The organism is Paraburkholderia sp. LEh10, assembly GCF_017814945.1.
Classification (GTDB): Bacteria; Pseudomonadota; Gammaproteobacteria; order Burkholderiales; family Burkholderiaceae; genus Paraburkholderia.
This window is the reverse complement of sequence record NZ_JAGIPX010000020.1, coordinates 117,886-135,705: the sequence shown is the minus strand read 5'-3', so window position 1 is coordinate 135,705 and position 17,820 is coordinate 117,886. Positions and strand designations below refer to the sequence as shown.

Here is a 17,820-nt window from a genome sequence, read left to right as displayed (position 1 = left end):
GCGGCGCAGGCGTTGCCCCTGTGCGGGGCGGCACCTACTTTCTTTGCCGCGGCAAAGAAAGCCGCTCACACCGCCAACCCTTGACGTTGATCCACGGGCTCTTCACCGCCCCGCGCTTCGCACGGCAACCTGCTCGAAAGGCCCGTTGCCAGCGCGCTATCGGAACGCCTCACCCGCTTCATGCGCGTGCGTTGCAGGCCACGCCCTCGACTATCCAGCGCCCCCGTGCGGCAAACCTATGTAGGCCTTCGCGCCGTCAGAACACCTTCGCTGCGCGATGTCTCTGCACTGTTCGGGCGCTGCCCGTGATGCGCGACAACCAACATAGGTTTGCCGAAGGGGGCGCTCAAACGTCAGAGACAGTTAGCTGTTGTGCGAGCGCATGAAGCGGGTGAGGCATTCAATCAGCACGTTGGTAACGGACATGGGCCAGCACACTGCCGCGATAAACATGGGGATGCTGAGGGCCCGTGGACAAGCGTCAAGCATTGGCGGTGTGAGCGGCTTTCTTTGCCTACTTTCTTTGCCGCGGCAAAGAAAGTAGGTGCCGCCCCGCACAGGGGCAACGCCCGCGCCGCGAGGCGCTATCGCGGATGCCAGCGACAGCGGCAAAACATAAAGCGCATCGCGAATGCCAGCGATAGCGGCAGAACACAAACCCCAAATGCCGTCGGCAGACAACAAAAAAAGCGCCATCACCCACGGTCACAACCCATCACCCGCGCTGCGCGTCATCCAGCGCAAGATTCAACTCGAGCACATTCACACGCGGCTCGCCGAACAGCCCAAACTGCCGACCGCGCGTATAACGGTCAACCAGCGCTGCGACATCGTTCGCGTTCATCTTCCGCGCCGCGGCCACGCGCTCCACCTGATACGCCGCCGCCGCCGGCGAGATCTCCGGATCAAGGCCGCTGCCCGACGACGTCACCAGATCCACGGGAACCGCCGTGCCGGCAGGCATATGCCCCGCAGCCTTCAACGCATCCAGCCGGCCCTTGACTTCGTCGGCGAGCGCCGGGTTGATCGGGCCGATGTTCGAGCCGCTCGAACCCTGCGCGTTGTACGGCATCGGCGCGGTCGCCGACAGACGGCCCCAGAAATACTGCGGCGCGTCGAACTGCTGGCCGATCAGGCGTGAGCCCACCACCTTGCCGTCCTTCCCGATCATGCTGCCGTTGGTTTCGTCGTGAAAGACGGCCTGGCCGAATGCCGTCATCACGGCGGGATACGCGAGACCCGTGACAGCCGTCAGCACGGCAAAGATCACGATCATCGGGCGAAAAAGCGAGTTCATGATTCAGCTTCCTTTATTTCTGTCGAACGCTATCGGTCAGGCTTGCATCAAACCCAGCCGCACGTGGCCAGCACCATGTCGATCAGCTTGATCCCGAAGAACGGCACGATGATGCCGCCCAGACCGTAGATCAGCAGATTGCGGCGCAACAGGATCGCGGCGCCGAGCGGCCGGTACTTCACGCCCTTCAGCGCGAGGGGGATCAGCAGTACGATGATCAGCGCGTTGAAGATCACGGCCGACATGATCGCGGACGTCGGCGTCGCCAGATGCATCACGTTCAGCGCGTTCAGCGCCGGGTACGTGGTCGCGAACGCAGCCGGGATGATCGCGAAGTACTTGGCGACGTCGTTGGCAATCGAGAACGTCGTCAGCGAGCCGCGTGTCATCAGCATCTGCTTGCCGATCTCGACGATCTCGATCAGCTTGGTCGGGTTCGAATCGAGGTCGACCATGTTGCCCGCTTCCTTCGCGGCCTGGGTGCCCGTGTTCATCGCGACGGCCACGTCGGCCTGCGCGAGCGCGGGGGCGTCGTTGGTGCCGTCGCCCGTCATCGCGACGAGCCGCCCTTGCGCCTGGTGCTCGCGGATCGTCGCGAGCTTCGCTTCGGGCGTGGCTTCGGCGAGGAAATCGTCGACGCCCGCTTCCGCTGCAATGGCCGCTGCCGTCAGACGGTTGTCGCCCGTCACCATCACTGTCTTGATGCCCATCTTGCGCAGTTCGGCGAAGCGCTCCTTGATGCCGCCTTTCACGACGTCCTTCAGCTCGATCACGCCGAGCACGCGTGCCGCGCCCTCACCCTTGTCCGCGACGACGAGCGGCGTGCTGCCGCGACGCGCGACCTCCGACACAGCGTTCGACACATCGCTCGGGAAGTGCCCGCCATTCGCTTCGACGTAGTTCCTGACTGCATCGGCGGCGCCCTTGCGGATTTCGCGGCCGGGCAGATCGACACCGCTCATGCGCGTCTGCGCGCTGAACGCGATGAACACGGGATGCAGCAAGGCCATGTCGCGCTGGCGAATATTGAAGCGCTGCTTCGCGAGCACGACGATGCTGCGACCTTCCGGCGTTTCGTCGGCGAGCGACGACATTTGAGCGGCATCGGCGAGCGCTTCTTCCGTCACGCCCGCCGCGGGAAGGAACGTCGATGCCTGGCGGTTGCCGAGCGTGATCGTGCCCGTCTTGTCGAGCAGCAGCACGTCGACGTCTCCCGCGGCTTCGACGGCACGGCCCGACGTGGCGATCACGTTCGCCTGCATCATGCGGCTCATGCCCGCCACGCCGATCGCGGACAACAGGCCGCCGATCGTCGTCGGAATCAGGCACACGAGCAGCGCGACGAGCGCGGTGATCGTCACCACATGGCCTGCCTTCGCGGCTTCGACGGAGAACATCGAGAAGGGCAGCAGCGTCGCGGTGGCGAGCAGCAGCACGATGGTCAGCGCGACGAGCAAAATGGTCAGCGCGATTTCGTTCGGCGTTTTCTGACGCTTCGCGCCTTCGACCATCGCGATCATGCGGTCGAGGAACGCCTCGCCCGGATTGGCCGTGACCTTCACGACGATCCAGTCCGACAGCACGCGCGTGCCGCCCGTCACGGACGAGAAGTCGCCGCCCGACTCGCGGATCACAGGCGCGGATTCGCCCGTGATGGCCGACTCGTCGACGGATGCAACGCCTTCGATCACTTCGCCGTCGGCGGGAATCACGTCGCCCGTTTCGACGAGCACGACGTCGCCCTTGCGCAGATCGGAAGCCGTCATGATGCGGATCGGCGACTTCGGGTGCGGCTCGTTGAGCTTCTTCGCCATCACGTCTTTCTTCGCGCTGCGCAGCGATGCCGCCTGCGCCTTCGAGCGCCCTTCGGCGAGCGCTTCGGCGAAGTTCGCGAACAGCACCGTGAACCACAGCCACAGCGACACCGCGAGAATGAAGCCCGCGGGCGCCTCGGCCTGGCCCGCGAGCGCGGCGATCCAGAGGATCGTCGTCAGGATGCTGCCGACGTACACGCAGAACATCACCGGGTTGCGAAACTGCGTGTGCGGTTTGAGTTTCTTGAACGAGTCCACGATCGCCGGGCGCACGAGCGCCGGATCGAACATGGACCGGGTGGCGGAATGGTCAGTCATTTCTTCCTCTAATTCTTCGCCTTCTTTGTTGTGTCGCGGGGGCCGCTGCATCGCGGCCCGTTGTCGGCCCATCGGTGGCCGATCAGTGGCCGATCAGCGGCCCGTGATCATCATCAGATGTTCGACGCCGGGGCCGAGCGCGAGCGCGGGCACATACGTGAGCGCACCGACCAGCAGCACCGTGCCGAGCAGCAGCACGACGAAGAGCGGTCCATGCGTCGGCAGCGTGCCGCCCGTCACCGCGATGCGCTTCTTCGCGGCGAGCGACCCTGCAATCGCGAGCACCGGGATCAGCGAGCCGAAGCGGCCAAACCACATCGCGATAGCGGTGAGCCAGTTGTAGAACGGCGTGCTGACGGTGAGTCCTGCGAACGCGCTGCCGTTGTTGTTCGCAGCCGAGCTGAACGCGTAGAGAATCTCGGAGAAGCCATGCGCGCCAGGATTCATGATCCCCGCCTTGCCCGCGTCGGTGAGAACGGCAATCGACGTCAGGACGAGCACGAGCAGCGGCGTAAGCAGCACGACGATCGACACCATCTTCATCTCATACGCCTCGATCTTCTTGCCGACGTATTCAGGCGTGCGGCCGATCATCAGACCCGCGACGAACACGGCCAGCATCGCGAACACGAGCATCCCGTACAGGCCCGACCCCACGCCGCCGAAGATCACTTCGCCAAGCTGCATCAGCAGCATCGGCACGAGGCCGCCGAGCGGCGTCAGCGAATCGTGCGTATTGGCGACCGCGCCGCACGAAGCCGCCGTCGTTGCAACCGTGAAGATGCCCGACTGCGCGATGCCGAAGCGCGTTTCCTTGCCTTCCATGTTGCCGCCCGGCTGCAGCGCGCTCGCCGACTGGTCGACATGCAGCGACGTGAAGACGGGGTTGCCGCTTTGCTCCGCGGCGATTTCGCCGCCGACGCACACCGCGAACGCGATCGTCATCACGGCGAGCACGGCGACACCCTGCTTGCGGTCGCCGATCACGCGGCCGAACACGAGACACAGCGCGGCGGGAATGATCAGGATCGAGAAGATCTGTACGAAGTTCGAGAACGGCGTCGGATTTTCGAACGGATGCGCGGAGTTGCCGTTGAAGAAGCCGCCGCCGTTCGTGCCGAGCATCTTGATCGCTTCCTGCGTGGCCACGGGGCCCATTGCGATCGTCTGCGTCTTCACGGGCGTGTCGACCATCACCGGGTTGCCCTTCGCGTCCTTCACGGCGTTGCCCTGCGCGTCCGTCTTCGGCGCGGAGTACGTCGTGGTCTGCAGCGTCGGCACGTCCCGATACGACTTGAAGTTCTGGATCACGCCTTGGCTCATGAAGATGGCCGCGATGATCATCGACATCGGCAGCAGCACGTACATCGTCACGCGCGTCATGTCGACCCAGAAGTTGCCGATGGTCTTCGCGGTGTGACGCGCGAAGCCGCGCACCAGCGCCATCACGACGACGATGCCCGTTGCCGCCGACAGGAAGTTCTGCACGGTGAGACCCAGCATCTGCGTCAGATAGCTGACCGTCTGCTCGCCCGAGTAATCCTGCCAGTTGGTGTTGCTGACGAAGCTGACGGCCGTGTTGAACGCGCCGTCGACGGTCATCGCGCCGAACTGCTGCGGATTGCCGGGCAGGAAGTTCTGCACGCGCAACAGCACGTAGAGAAACACGAGGCCCAACACGTTGAATGCGATCGTCGCGATCGCGTAATGCTTCCAGCCCATTTCCTGCGCCGGGTCCACGCCCGCGACGCGATAGAGCAGCCGCTCGATGGGCCCGCCCACTTTGACGACGCGCGAGGTGCCGTCCATCACGCGCGTCAGATAGCGCGAAACGGGCACGGCTGCCGCGAGCAGCACGACGATGAAGGACGCCGGCTGCAGGACATTGTTGAGATTCATTCAATGTCCTCCGCGCGCAGCAGCGCATAGACGAGGTAAACGAACAGGAGCGCGGTCGCCGCCCCAGATAGCCAGAGGATCCAGTTCATGAGCGCGCTCCCTGACCGCGGCCGTAGCGCGGCAACTTCTCGCATCCGGCGATCAACCCAAAGGTCAGCGCAGCAAAAAGCGCGATGCCCCCGACGTACAGCACATCCATTTCATGTTCTCCATTTGTTGGGCGATGGATGTCCCGAACCTTATGCCGATCGGCGTAAAGGGCTGGTCAAAGATGGATGGACGGATATAAAAAACGCGTAAACGGCGTAAACGAAAAAAGCCGCTTCACGTCGCGTGAAGCGGCCTTCGCGGAGGTTGCTCGTGCGGTTGCGGGTTCGGCTGCCGTCGCGGATGCCGATGTAGTTGCAGCCGTTACGGCAACAGCACCGTCGACCCCGTCGTCCTGCGCGCTTCCAGTTCGGCGTGCGCCTTGGCGACATCGGCAAGTGCATAACGCTGGTTGATGCTCGTCTTCACCTTGCCTGACGCGATCACGTCGAACAGCTCGGCCGCCATCGCGTCGTAGTCGCTGCGCTTGCCGATATACGTAAAGAGCGTAGGCCGCGTGAAAAAGAGCGACCCGCGCCCGGCGAACTCCGACGAATCGATGGGCGGCAGCGGGCCCGACGCGTTGCCGAAGCTCACGAACATGCCGAGCGGCGCAAGACAGTCGAGGGAAGCCGTAAACGTATCCTTGCCGATCGAGTCGTACACGACGGGCACGCCCGCGCCATTCGTGATTTCGCGCACGCGCTTCGTGAAGTTCTCGCGCGTGTACACGATGGGATGATCGCAACCGTGCGCCTTCGCGATCTCCGCCTTCTCGTCGGTGCTCACGGTGCCGACCACCGTTGCGCCGAGCGCCTTCGCCCACTGGCACACGAGCAGGCCGACGCCGCCCGCGGCCGCCTGGATCAGGATCGTGTCGCCGGCCTTGACGGGATACGTGCGGCGCAACAGATATTGTGCCGTCAGCCCTTGCAGCATGACGGAAGCGGCTTCTTCGTAGCCGATGGAGTCGGGCAGCTTCACGACCTGCGCGGCGTGCAGCACGCGCTCCTGCGCATACGCGCCGGGCGGCCGCGCGACATAGGCGACGCGATCGCCCGCCTTGAGGGCAGCCACGCCCGCGCCGACGGCCACCACCTCGCCCGCCGCCTCCATGCCGAGCCCGCCTGGCAGCGGCAACGGATAGAGGCCCGTGCGGAAATACACGTCGATATAGTTCAGGCCGACCGCGTGCTGCCTGATGCGGATCTCGCCGTCGCCTGGCTCGCCCACGTCGACATCGACCCACTTCATCACTTCCGGGCCGCCTGTCTTGTCGAATCGAATTGCCTTGGTCATCTTGTCTCCTGATTCGCTCGTGACTGGTTGATGAGGATTGCGCGAACGAACGCGCACGACGCCGTCAGACCTGCTGGGTCAGACGCAGCGTCAGCACGTCGAGGATCATCCGCGCAGTCGAGATATTCGTCGCACACGGAACGTTGTGGACGTCGCACGCGCGCACGAGCGCATTGATGTCCGGCTCGTGCGGCTGCGGCGTCATCGGGTCGCGCAGGAAGATCACCATGTCGACGTTGCCTTCGGCGAGTTGCGCGCCGATCTGCAGGTCGCCGCCGTGCGGGCCCGACAGCATCCGCTCGACTTTCAGTCCGTGCGCGTCCGCGATGCGCGAGCCCGTCGTGCCCGTCGCGATCAGTTCGCAGCGCGCGAGCGTATCAACGTACTCGCCCGCCAGCCGGACGATGTCGTCCTTCTTGTGATCGTGCGCGATCAGCGCGACGCGTGTTGCCATGTCGTTGCTCCTCTTCTGTTGTCGTGATGTGATCGTCGTGAAATGACGCGTGCGGAACGCGCCTGCTCAGTACGTTCCCGGATATGCGCCGCCGTCGATCAGCCAGTTCTGCCCGGTGATGTAGCCCGCGTGCACGCTGCACAGGAACGCGCACGCGCGGCCGAACTCGTCGGGCGTGCCGAAACGGCGCGCGGGGATCGTCGCCATGCGCTGCTTGCGCGCGTCGTCGACGGAAATGTTCTGCGATTTCGCCGATGCCACGAACGTCACCGCGATGCGGTCCGTATCGAAGAGCCCCGGCAGCAGGTTGTTGATCGTCACGCCATCGGGCGCGACCTTGCGCGCGACGCCCGCGACGAAGCCCGTCAGCCCCGAGCGCGCGCCGTTCGACAGGCCGAGCACATCGATGGGCGCCTTCACCGACGAGCTCGTGATGTTGACCACGCGTCCGAAGCGGCGCGCGATCATGCCGTCGATGGTCGCGCGGATCAATTCGATGGGAGTGAGCATGTTGGCTTCGAGCGCGCGGATCCAGTCGTCGTGCGTGAAGTTGCGGAAGTCGCCTGGCGGCGGGCCGCCCGCGTTGTTCACGAGGATGTCAGGCTGCGGACACGCGGCCAGCGCCGCGGCGCGGCCCTCGGGCGTGGTGATGTCGCAGGCCACCGCCTTCACGTCGACGCCCGTTTTCGCGCGGATATCGGCGGCCGTCTGCTCGAGTGTTTCAGCCGTGCGCGCGACGATCGTCACGTTCACGCCTTCGGCCGCCAGCGCCTCGGCGCAGCCGCGCCCCAGTCCCTTGCTCGCCGCGCACACGAGCGCGTTCTTTCCTGCGATTCCCAGATCCATTTGCTTTTCCTGTGCTTTTCACTGTGTGATGCGCGATGCGTGCAACATGCGCGCGCATTGCGCCCGGGTCGGTCAACTGTCCCCCGATTCTAGAAGAATCGACGCGGCGCTGCCGGACCTCGCCGCACTCGCTTTCAATATCTCCCGTCTCTTCCGCGCCCCCTTCCGGTAAACTCGCTGCCATGGCGCAGCCGTTCGCCGCCGCCCGCCGCGGGCCGCGCGAGCGCCGCGCCCTCCATCGACAGCACAGCCCATTTACCGCCGCGAGGCGCCACGTCATGACTCAGGACAGCCGTTTTCCCAATCTCTTCATCCTCGATCACCCGCTGATCCAGCACAAGCTGTCGCACATGCGCGACCGCGACACGTCCACGCGCACGTTCCGCGAACTGTTGCGCGAAATCACGCTGCTGATGGGCTACGAAATCACCCGCAACCTGCCGATGACGACCCGCCGCGTGAGCACGCCGCTCGTCGATATCGACGCGCCCGTGATCGCCGGCAAAAAGCTCGCGATCGTTCCCGTGCTGCGGGCGGGCGTGGGCATGTCGGACGGGCTGCTGGAGCTGATTCCGTCGGCGCGCGTCGGCCATATCGGCGTGTATCGCGACGACGACCACCGCCCCGTCGAGTACCTCGTGCGCCTGCCCGATCTCGAGGACCGCATCTTCATCCTGTGCGATCCGATGGTCGCGACGGGCTACTCGGCCGTGCACGCGATCGACGTGCTCAAGCGCCGTGGCGTCGCGGGCGAGAACATCTCGTTCCTGGCGCTCGTCGCCGCGCCCGAGGGCGTGCAGGTGTTCCAGGACGCGCACCCGGACGTGAAGCTGTACGTCGCGTCGCTCGATTCGCATCTGAACGAGCACGCGTACATCATCCCCGGCCTCGGCGACGCGGGCGACCGGCTATTCGGCACGAAGAACTGACGCGCGCGCTTGCGCGCATCGTCGCGACGCGCGCAAGCACCGGGATGGTCAAGCCGCACGGGCGCGGCGTCGCGCGATTCGCCACCGCGCTTTCGCGATCCCTCGGCGTTGAGCGCCCGCGCCGCGCCGCTCGCCACCGCGGATCTCATCTGGAGCGCATTTCGCGCCGCGCCGCCCGGCACCCGTCCCAATCCGCCAGTCGCGCCCCGCGGGGCCGCCTGTCCCTTCTGCCGCGCACCCCCGGCATGGTAAAATTCGAATCCGCTTATCGAGCGGCACACCCTGCAGGCATCGCCTCGCGGCTTCACAGTCCGCTGGCTTCACAGTCCGCTTTGCGCGCTCACCGGCTTCTGACATGACGCGCGCCGCTTTCGCGATGCCAGCGCGACGTTCCCGTTTTTCGATGCACGCGTGCATGAGCGGCGTGCGCGGTTCGAGCGCCGTGTGCGGCACACCAGGGTGCGACCCAGACTGACATCTGGGCGCGAGCGCGTTTGCACAATTGCACCGGCGCACGGCCCGACAAACGCAACGACAATTGCACTATGCGCGCGCCTCCGTTGGCGCACGCGATGGAGAAAGGTATGGCGGGTCATTCGAAATGGGCCAACATCAAGCATAAGAAAGCAGCGGCCGATGCCAAGAAAGGCAAGATCTGGACGCGGCTCATCAAGGAAATCCAGGTCGCGGCCCGCATGGGCGGCGGCGACATCGACTCGAACCCGCGCCTGCGGCTCGCCGTCGACAAGGCGTACGACGCCAACATGCCGAAGGACAACGTCAACCGCGCGATCCAGCGCGGCGTCGGCGGCGTCGATGGCGCGAGCTACGAGGAAATCCGCTACGAAGGCTACGGCATCGGCGGCGCGGCCATCATCGTCGACACGATGACGGACAACCGCACCCGCACGGTCGCGGAAGTGCGTCACGCGTTCTCGAAGTTCGGCGGCAACATGGGCACGGACGGCTCGGTTTCGTTCATGTTCGACCACGTCGGGCAGTTCCTCTTCGCGCCCGGCACGCCCGAAGACAAGCTGATGGAAGCGGCGCTCGAAGCGGGCGCCGACGACGTCGTCACGAACGACGACGGCAGCATCGAAGTGATCTGCCCGCCGAACGATTTCCCGAAGGTCAAGGCCGCGCTCGAAGCGGCAGGCTTCAAGGCGGAACTCGCGGAAGTGACGATGAAGCCGCAAACGGAAGTCGAGTTCACGGGCGAGGACGCCGTCAAGATGCAGAAGCTGCTCGATGCGCTGGAAAATCTCGACGACGTGCAGGAAGTCTATACAAACGCGGCCATCGCCGACGAGTGAGTACGGAGTGAGCGCGCCGCCCCGGTCCCGCCTTACGTTGGTTCGGTCCGGGACTCGATCGATACCTGGGCAGCTGCCGCGCTCCCCGCTGTTCTCACGGCTCGCTAGCGAGTGGCCATGCGGGCGTATTTGCCGGAACGCCCATGAGCTTTCCGGCCTGTCCGTCGAAGTTTTCGCGACGGTTTTCGTGACGGTTTTCGGCACATCGTCCGGCTCTGTTGGCTGCGTCACAGGCACCGCGTTCGCGTTGTGCGAAGGTACGGACGGATATTCGCGGTTCGCGCCGGCGCGCGGGCCGTTCACGGTTTTTAGCATTCGGGGAATCACATGAAGTTACTCGTCGTCGGTTCCGGCGGTCGCGAACATGCGCTCGCATGGAAGCTCGCGCAGTCGCCACGCGTGCAGCTCGTCTACGTCGCGCCCGGCAACGGCGGCACCGCGCAGGACGACCGCCTGCGCAACGTCGATATCACCGATCTGAACGCGCTCGCCGACTTCGTCGAGAAGGAGCAGATCGCGTTCACGCTGGTCGGTCCGGAGCAGCCGCTCGCGGCGGGCATCGTCAATCTGTTTCGCTCGCGCGGCCTGAAGATCTTCGGACCGTCGAAGGAAGCGGCGCAGCTCGAAAGCTCGAAGGACTTCGCGAAGGCGTTCATGAAGCGTCACGCGATTCCGACGGCCGAATATGAAACCTTCGCGGACGTCGCCGCCGCGCACGCGTACATCGATGCAAAGGGCGCGCCGATCGTGATCAAGGCCGATGGCCTCGCGGCAGGCAAGGGCGTGGTCGTCGCACAGACGCTGGAAGAAGCGCACGCCGCCGTCGACATGATGCTGTCGGACAACAAGCTCGGCGACGCGGGCGCGCGCGTCGTGATCGAAGAGTTCCTGGCCGGCGAGGAAGCGAGCTTCATCGTGATGGTCGACGGCAAGAACGTGCTGGCGCTGGCGTCGAGCCAGGATCACAAGCGTCTGCTGGACGGCGATCAGGGCCCGAACACGGGCGGCATGGGCGCCTACTCGCCGGCGCCCATCGTCACGCCGCAACTGCACGCGCGCGTGATGCGTGAGATCATCCTGCCGACCGTGCGCGGCATGGAGAAGGAAGGCATCCGCTTCACGGGCTTCCTGTACGCGGGCCTGATGATCGACGCGCAGGGCAACCCGAAGACGCTCGAATTCAACTGCCGGATGGGCGACCCCGAAACGCAGCCAATCATGGCGCGCCTGAAGGGCGACTTTTCGAAGATCGTCGAACAGGCGATTGCGGGCACGCTGGATACCGTCGAGCTGGAGTGGGACCGCCGCACGGCGCTGGGCGTCGTGCTGGCTGCGCACAACTATCCGGACACGCCGCGCAAGGGCGATTTGATCAGCGGCATCCCGGCGGAAACGGCGGACGCGGTGACGTTCCACGCCGGCACGACGCTCGCCGACGGCAAGCTGACGACCTCGGGCGGACGCGTGCTTTGTGTCGTCGGGCTGGCGGATTCGGTACGCAGCGCGCAGTCGGTCGCGTACGAGGCGATCAACCACATTTCGTTCGACGGCATGCAGTATCGCCGCGACATCGGTTATCGCGCGGCCAACCGCAAGCACGGCTAACCCTCCCGTTCCACGCCGGCCGGCACTCCGCCGGCGCGGCGCCGGGCATCCACCCGGGCACGCAACGGGACCCTTCGGGGCCACATGGCCCGCGCCGGCGCTACACTTGGGTAGGTCGGCGCGCCAGGCAGCCAGCGGCAGCCCCGTCGATCCCGCCGGACAACCGCCCGGGCGCTGCCGCCGGCCCGTCGTCCCAGGACGCCCACTAACGCCCGTTTGAGTCCGTACCGCGCCAGCGTCCCAACCCGCGGCGCCCGACACATCATGACCGATCCGATTCACGACGCCCGCGACGTCCCGACCGTCCGGACCTGGATGCAAGGCTTGCAGACGCAGATCGCCGACACGCTCGGCGCATTCGACGGCACGCCGTTCGCCACCGACAGCTGGCAACGCGCGCCCGGCGAGAAGCTGCGCGGCGGAGGCTGCACGCGCATTCTGGAAGGCGGCGGGTTTTTCGAGCGCGCGGGCATCGGCTTTTCGGACGTGCAAGGCGATGCGCTGCCCGGCTCGGCGAGCGCGCTGCGCCCGCAGCTCGCGGGACGCGGATTCGAGGCGATGGGCGTGTCGCTGGTGCTGCATCCGCGCAACCCGTACTGCCCGACGGTCCATATGAACGTGCGGCTGCTGGTCGCGACGAAGGCAGGCGAAGCGCCCGTGTTCTGGTTCGGCGGCGGCATGGACCTCACGCCCTACTATGGCTTCGAGGAGGATGCGCAGCACTTTCACCGGGTCTGCCGCGACGCGTTGCAGCCGTATGGCGACGATCTCTACCCGCGCTTCAAGCGCTGGTGCGATGACTACTTTTTCCTGAAGCATCGCAACGAACCGCGTGGCATCGGCGGGATTTTCTTCGACGATTATGCGGAGCCGGGCTTCGAGCAGTCGTTTGCAATGGTCAAGAGCGTCGGCGATGCGTTCCTGGACGCATATCTGCCCATCATCGCAAAACGCCGCGACATGCCGTACGGCGAAGCCCAGCGCGACTTCCAGGCTTACCGGCGCGGCCGCTACGTCGAATTCAACCTGGTGTTCGACCGTGGCACACTGTTTGGGCTGCAAAGCGGCGGCCGCACGGAATCGATCCTGTTGTCGATGCCGCCCGTCGTGAACTGGCGCTACAACTGGCAGCCCGAGCCGGGCACGCCGGAAGCGCGCCTGTACAGCGATTTTCTTGTGCAGCGCGAGTGGATCTGACGCGCCCGCTTCCATCAACAGGCAAAGGAACCGCAACTGAATCCGACCGCTCAATCCGCCACCTCGCACAAGGCGCTGCGCCGACGCATCGGCATACTCGGCGGCACGTTCGATCCCATCCACGAAGGCCACCTCGCGCTTGCGCGGCGCTTCGCCAGCGTGCTCGACCTGACCGAACTCGTGCTGATGCCGGCTGGCCAGCCGTGGCAGAAAGCGGACGTGTCGGCGGCCGAGCATCGGCTCGCGATGACGCACGCCGCCGCCCGGTCGATGAAGCTGCGAGGCGTGAGCGTCAGCGTCGCCACGGATGAAATCGAGCACGACGGCCCCACGTATACGGTCGATACGCTGCAGCGCTGGCGCGAGCGCGAAGGGGCGAACGCGTCGATCTCCCTGCTGATCGGCGCGGATCAACTGGTGCGGCTCGATACCTGGCGCGACTGGCAGCGCCTGTTCGACTACGCGCATGTCGCCGCCGCGACGCGCCCCGGCTTCGACGTGACGGCGGTGCCACCCGCCGTTGCAGCGGCGATCACGCAGCGCGCGGCCAGCGCCGACGTGTTGCAGGCAACGCCGTGCGGTCACCTGCTGATCGACACGTCGCTGGCCTTCGACGTGTCGGCGACCGACATCCGCGCGCACCTGCGCGCGTCGCTCGAAAGCAACGCGCATTTCACCGCGAGCGGCGCCGACGGCAACGGCCAGTCCGCACGAAATCACGTCCCCACGGCTGTGTGGGACTATATTGTTCAACATCATCTGTACCATCGGTAACCATGGATATACGCAAGCTTCAACGCGCGATCGTCGACGGACTCGAAGACGTCAAGGCGCAAGACATTCGGGTGTTCAACACCAGCCACCTCACCGGACTGTTCGACCGCGTGATCGTCGCGAGCGGCACGTCGAACCGCCAGACCAAGGCGCTCGCCTCCAGCGTGCGCGAGAAGGTCAAGGAAGCGGGCGGCGACATCGTCAGCACGGAAGGCGAAGACATTGGCGAATGGGTGCTGGTCGATTGCGGTGACGCCGTCGTGCACATCCTGCAACCGGCGCTTCGCCAGTACTACAACCTCGAAGAGATCTGGGGCGACAAGCCCGTGCGCGTCAAGCTGTCCACGCCGAATCCGTTCGGCGGCGCCCGTCCGTCCGAGCCGCTCGACGACGAAGACGAAGAAGAGGCCCCTGTCGCGCGCCCAGCACGCAAGGCGCCTGCACGCCGCCGTTCGTGAGCGCGCCGCACGCATCGCTGGCCCGGCGCGAGTGACGCAATGAAACTGCATATTCTTGCGGTCGGCCACAAGATGCCCGACTGGATCGCCACGGGCTTCGATGAATACGCGAAGCGCATGCCGCCCGAGTTGCGCATCGAATTGCGTGAGATCAAGCCCGAACAGCGCTCGTCGGGCCGCTCCGCGGAAAGCGTGATGGCCGCCGAGCGGCAGAAGATCGAAGCTGCGCTGCCCAAAAACGCGCGCATCGTCGCGCTCGACGAACGCGGCAAGGACTGGACCACGATGCAACTCGCGGCCGCCCTGCCCGCATGGCAGCAGGATGGGCGCGACGTCGCCTTTCTGATCGGCGGGGCCGATGGACTCGACCCCGAACTGAAGGCGCGCGCCGACATGATGCTGCGCGTGTCGAGCCTCACGCTTCCGCACGCGATGGTTCGCGTGCTGCTTGCCGAGCAGTTGTATCGCGCGTGGACCATCACGCAGAATCATCCGTATCATCGGGCCTGAACACCGGGTCTGAACACGCCCCTATCTTCCCGTCGCGCGTCGTTGCGAACAACCTGGCCGAATGGCCAGGTGCGCGGCTCCCGCCTCGTCTGTTACGCTCAGCACGTTTCGTCGGCTTTGCCCCGCAATGAAGCCGCGCTTTCCCTTTTTCATCAAGACCGATCCATGTCCAATCAGTCCGCTGCTGCGTTTCCGTTCGTTTATCTCGCGTCACAAAGTCCGCGCCGCCAGGAGTTGCTGACTCAACTCGGCGTGCGCTTCGAACTGCTCCTGCCGCGTCCCGATGAAGATGCCGAAGCGCTCGAAGCCGAATTGCCCGGCGAACTGGCGCACGACTATGTGATGCGCGTGTGCGTCGCGAAGGCCCACGCGGCGCGCGCGCGCCTCGTCGCGGGCGGCCATTCGAATGCACCCGTTCTCGTTGCCGATACAACCGTCACGATCGACGATGCGATCCTCGGCAAGCCCGTCGATGTCGATGATGCCGTCGCGATGCTCACGCGCCTCGCGGGCCGCGATCATGAAGTGCTGACGGCCGTTGCCGTCGTCGATGCGCAAGGCGAATTGCTCGCGCCCGCGCTATCGGTTTCGCGCGTGCGGTTTGCTGCAGTGCAAAGCGATGCGCTGCGCCGCTATGCGGCGAGCGGCGAGCCGCTCGGCAAGGCTGGCGCGTACGGCATCCAGGGGCGCGCGGCGGAGTTCATCGAGCATATCGACGGGTCCTATTCAGGTATCATGGGTTTGCCATTGTTTGAAACCGCTGCCCTTCTACGCGCAGCGCGCATCGACTTCTAGAACAACACCATGAACGAAGAAATCCTGATTAACGTTACGCCCCAGGAGACACGCGTAGCGTTGGTCCAGCAGGGCGCAGTGCAGGAGCTTCACGTCGAACGCACGCTGTCGCGCGGGCGGGTCGGCAATGTCTATCTCGGCAAGGTCGTGCGCGTGCTGCCGGGCATGCAGTCCGCGTTCATCGATATCGGCCTGGAACGCGCCGCGTTCCTGCACGTCGCCGATATCTGGCATCCGCGGCTCGCGGGCGAAACGCAACAGCCGGTGCCACATCAGCCCATCGAGAAAATCGTCTTCGAAGGTCAATCGCTGATGGTCCAGGTCGTCAAGGATCCGATCGGCACAAAGGGCGCGCGGCTGTCCACACAGGTGAGCATCGCCGGGCGCACGCTCGTCTATCTGCCGCAGGAACCGCACATCGGCATCTCGCAGAAAATCGAGAGCGAGGCCGAGCGCGAAGCCGTGCGCGCGCGGCTCACGGCGGTGCTGCCCGTCGACGAGAAAGGCGGCTACATCGTGCGCACCATCGCCGAAGATGCGACGGGCGAAGAGCTTGCCGCTGACGTCGCGTATCTGCGCAAGACGTGGGCGACCATTCTTTCGCAGGCGCAGCGCATGCCGCCCACCAGCCTGCTGTATCAGGACCTGAGCCTCGCGCAGCGTGTGCTGCGCGACTTCGTCAATGACGAGACCACGCGCATTCAGGTGGACTCGCGCGAGACGTATCAAAAGCTCGCGGAGTTCGCGGCCGAATTTACGCCTGCCGTGTCGTCGAAATTGCATCACTACACGGGCGAGCGCCCGCTATTCGATCTGTACAACATCGAGACGGAAATCCAGCGCGCGCTGTCGCGGCGCGTCGATCTGAAGTCGGGTGGCTATCTGGTGATCGACCAGACGGAAGCGATGACGACCATCGACGTCAATACGGGCGGCTACGTCGGCGCACGCAATTTCGACGATACGATCTTCAAGACCAATCTCGAAGCGGCGCATACGATCGCGCGCCAGTTGCGGCTGCGCAATCTGGGTGGCGTGATCATCATCGACTTCATCGATATGGAGAACGCCGAGCATCGCGACCAGGTGCTCAATGAACTGAAAAAGGCGCTGGCGCGCGACCGCACGCGCGTGACGGTCAATGGGTTCTCGCAACTCGGGCTCGTCGAGATGACGCGCAAGCGGACCCGCGAATCGCTCGCGCACGTGCTGTGCGAGCCCTGCCCCGTCTGTCAGGGCAAAGGCCAGGTAAAGACGGCGCGCACGGTCTGCTACGACGTGCTGCGGGAAATCCTGCGCGAGTCGCGCCAGTTCAATCCGCGCGAGTTCCGCGTGGTCGCATCGCAGCAGGTGATCGATCTGTTCCTCGAGGAAGAATCCCAACATCTGGCCATGCTGATCGATTTCATCGGCAAGCCGGTGTCGTTGCAGGTCGAGTCGAATCTGAGTCAGGAGCAGTACGACATTGTTCTGATGTAAGCCGCCCCAACCGCGTGCGGTGGCACATCGTTTGCTATAACGCAGTCGACACCGCACGCGGGAGGCGACATGCGCTCCGAACCAGGCGAATACAACGAAGATCAGGCACGCCTTCCCAACCCTTGCTACGACCGACTTCGCGGGCCTTCCGGACATAACGGCGCGGCGTTGCCGAAGAGCTCGCTGACGAGCGCAATAGCCTTCGGCCTCGCCTGGATGTTCGGCCTCGAAGCGCTGCTATCCGACGACGAAAGCCCAGCCGCTGACGCGTCGCACATCAACGGGCCATACTAGATTTCAACGACTTCTGCGTAGCTGTTACCGAGGTTGATCGCGCGCGGCGTCGTCGGCGGTTACGGGAAGCATGAACCTTCACCCACTGTCCTGTTCCGGCAAATCAACTAGACTTTCGTTATGCAGTTGCAATAGACGGAGGCTGCCATGGCTGAGTCAATGATTGGCATCGTGGTCGGCATCGTCGTGCTGGCGGTCATCGCGACGCTGCTTTCGCATCAATTGCGACGCGAGCATCATTTCCGCGACCGGACGATGGGCCGCCTCGACGCGCATCGCTGGTGGGAACGCATGCGGCACCGGCATTGAGCCACCGTTTCGCTGCGCATTCGCACCCGCCGTTCGCGCCGAACCATTCAAACCATCGAACCGCGCCGCTCGCTGCGGCGCACGACATGCGGCGCGTCGCTCGCCCGTGATCCACAGGCCGCCCGACGCGCCCGCACAGCACG

Annotated in this window: 19 protein-coding genes; 11 read left to right on the top strand and 8 right to left on the bottom strand. The window is 65.0% G+C overall.

Features of this window, described 5'->3' with window-relative positions:
- Positions 1-715: 715 nt before the first annotated feature.
- The 8 genes from kdpC to J8I87_RS18615 all read right to left on the bottom strand — a co-directional run bounded on the left by kdpC (position 716) and on the right by J8I87_RS18615 (position 8,014).
- Positions 716-1,297 carry a potassium-transporting ATPase subunit KdpC gene (gene kdpC, locus J8I87_RS18650; protein ID WP_209933175.1) on the bottom strand — a complete coding sequence of 194 codons (582 nt, stop codon included), beginning with the start codon at positions 1,295-1,297 and terminating at the stop codon, positions 716-718.
- A 47-nt stretch (positions 1,298-1,344) separates the two neighbouring features.
- Complete coding sequence (gene kdpB, locus J8I87_RS18645) at positions 1,345-3,429, bottom strand: potassium-transporting ATPase subunit KdpB (protein ID WP_209933174.1); 2,085 nt, start codon at positions 3,427-3,429, stop codon at positions 1,345-1,347.
- Positions 3,430-3,522: 93 nt separating this feature from the next.
- The gene (gene kdpA, locus J8I87_RS18640) at positions 3,523-5,328 is read right to left on the bottom strand and encodes a potassium-transporting ATPase subunit KdpA (RefSeq protein WP_209933171.1); all 1,806 of its coding nucleotides are present in this window, start codon (positions 5,326-5,328) and stop codon (positions 3,523-3,525) included.
- Positions 5,325-5,417 (bottom strand): K(+)-transporting ATPase subunit F, encoded by a 93-nt coding sequence (kdpF, locus tag J8I87_RS18635; protein ID WP_011487462.1) that lies wholly within the window; start codon positions 5,415-5,417, stop codon positions 5,325-5,327. The genes kdpA and kdpF overlap by 4 nt, the downstream gene beginning before the upstream one ends.
- Positions 5,414-5,527, bottom strand: a complete 114-nt coding sequence (locus J8I87_RS18630) for a potassium ABC transporter ATPase (RefSeq protein WP_209933170.1) — start codon at positions 5,525-5,527, stop codon at positions 5,414-5,416. The genes kdpF and J8I87_RS18630 overlap by 4 nt, the downstream gene beginning before the upstream one ends.
- 212 nt (positions 5,528-5,739) lie before the next feature.
- On the bottom strand, positions 5,740-6,714 hold the full coding sequence (locus J8I87_RS18625; RefSeq protein WP_209933169.1) for a quinone oxidoreductase family protein: 975 nt from the start codon (positions 6,712-6,714) through the stop codon (positions 5,740-5,742).
- Between the two features lie 64 nt (positions 6,715-6,778).
- A complete protein-coding gene (locus J8I87_RS18620) occupies positions 6,779-7,168 on the bottom strand; it encodes a methylglyoxal synthase (RefSeq protein ID WP_209933167.1) in 390 nt (129 codons plus the stop codon).
- Positions 7,169-7,234: 66 nt separating this feature from the next.
- Complete coding sequence (locus tag J8I87_RS18615) at positions 7,235-8,014, bottom strand: SDR family oxidoreductase (protein ID WP_209933165.1); 780 nt, start codon at positions 8,012-8,014, stop codon at positions 7,235-7,237.
- 278 nt (positions 8,015-8,292) lie between these two features.
- Between J8I87_RS18615 and upp the strand changes: the two genes are divergently transcribed.
- The 11 genes from upp (at position 8,293) to J8I87_RS18560 (ending at position 17,677) form a co-directional block, all read left to right on the top strand.
- Positions 8,293-8,943 carry a uracil phosphoribosyltransferase gene (gene upp, locus J8I87_RS18610; RefSeq protein WP_012401447.1) on the top strand — a complete coding sequence of 217 codons (651 nt, stop codon included), beginning with the start codon at positions 8,293-8,295 and terminating at the stop codon, positions 8,941-8,943.
- Between the two features lie 584 nt (positions 8,944-9,527).
- On the top strand, positions 9,528-10,256 hold the full coding sequence (locus J8I87_RS18605) for a YebC/PmpR family DNA-binding transcriptional regulator (RefSeq protein ID WP_209933164.1): 729 nt from the start codon (positions 9,528-9,530) through the stop codon (positions 10,254-10,256).
- A gap of 327 nt (positions 10,257-10,583) precedes the next feature.
- Positions 10,584-11,861, top strand: a complete 1,278-nt coding sequence (gene purD / locus J8I87_RS18600; protein ID WP_209933163.1) for a phosphoribosylamine--glycine ligase — start codon at positions 10,584-10,586, stop codon at positions 11,859-11,861.
- A 264-nt stretch (positions 11,862-12,125) separates the two neighbouring features.
- Positions 12,126-13,058 carry an oxygen-dependent coproporphyrinogen oxidase gene (gene hemF / locus J8I87_RS18595; protein WP_209933162.1) on the top strand — a complete coding sequence of 311 codons (933 nt, stop codon included), beginning with the start codon at positions 12,126-12,128 and terminating at the stop codon, positions 13,056-13,058.
- A gap of 36 nt (positions 13,059-13,094) precedes the next feature.
- Positions 13,095-13,832, top strand: coding sequence for a nicotinate-nucleotide adenylyltransferase (locus J8I87_RS18590; protein WP_209933183.1), 738 nt, complete (start codon positions 13,095-13,097; stop codon positions 13,830-13,832).
- 2 nt (positions 13,833-13,834) lie between these two features.
- Positions 13,835-14,290: a ribosome silencing factor gene (gene rsfS, locus J8I87_RS18585; protein WP_209933161.1), complete on the top strand. Its 456-nt coding sequence runs from the start codon at positions 13,835-13,837 to the stop codon at positions 14,288-14,290.
- 39 nt (positions 14,291-14,329) lie between these two features.
- Positions 14,330-14,800: a 23S rRNA (pseudouridine(1915)-N(3))-methyltransferase RlmH gene (gene rlmH / locus J8I87_RS18580; RefSeq protein WP_209933159.1), complete on the top strand. Its 471-nt coding sequence runs from the start codon at positions 14,330-14,332 to the stop codon at positions 14,798-14,800.
- A 165-nt stretch (positions 14,801-14,965) separates the two neighbouring features.
- Positions 14,966-15,595, top strand: a complete 630-nt coding sequence (locus J8I87_RS18575; RefSeq protein ID WP_209933158.1) for a Maf family protein — start codon at positions 14,966-14,968, stop codon at positions 15,593-15,595.
- 9 nt (positions 15,596-15,604) lie between these two features.
- A complete protein-coding gene (gene rng, locus J8I87_RS18570; protein WP_209933157.1) occupies positions 15,605-17,074 on the top strand; it encodes a ribonuclease G in 1,470 nt (489 codons plus the stop codon).
- 69 nt (positions 17,075-17,143) lie between these two features.
- Positions 17,144-17,368 (top strand): hypothetical protein, encoded by a 225-nt coding sequence (locus tag J8I87_RS18565; protein WP_209933156.1) that lies wholly within the window; start codon positions 17,144-17,146, stop codon positions 17,366-17,368.
- A 147-nt stretch (positions 17,369-17,515) separates the two neighbouring features.
- A complete protein-coding gene (locus tag J8I87_RS18560) occupies positions 17,516-17,677 on the top strand; it encodes a hypothetical protein (protein ID WP_209933155.1) in 162 nt (53 codons plus the stop codon).
- Positions 17,678-17,820 lie beyond the last annotated feature (143 nt).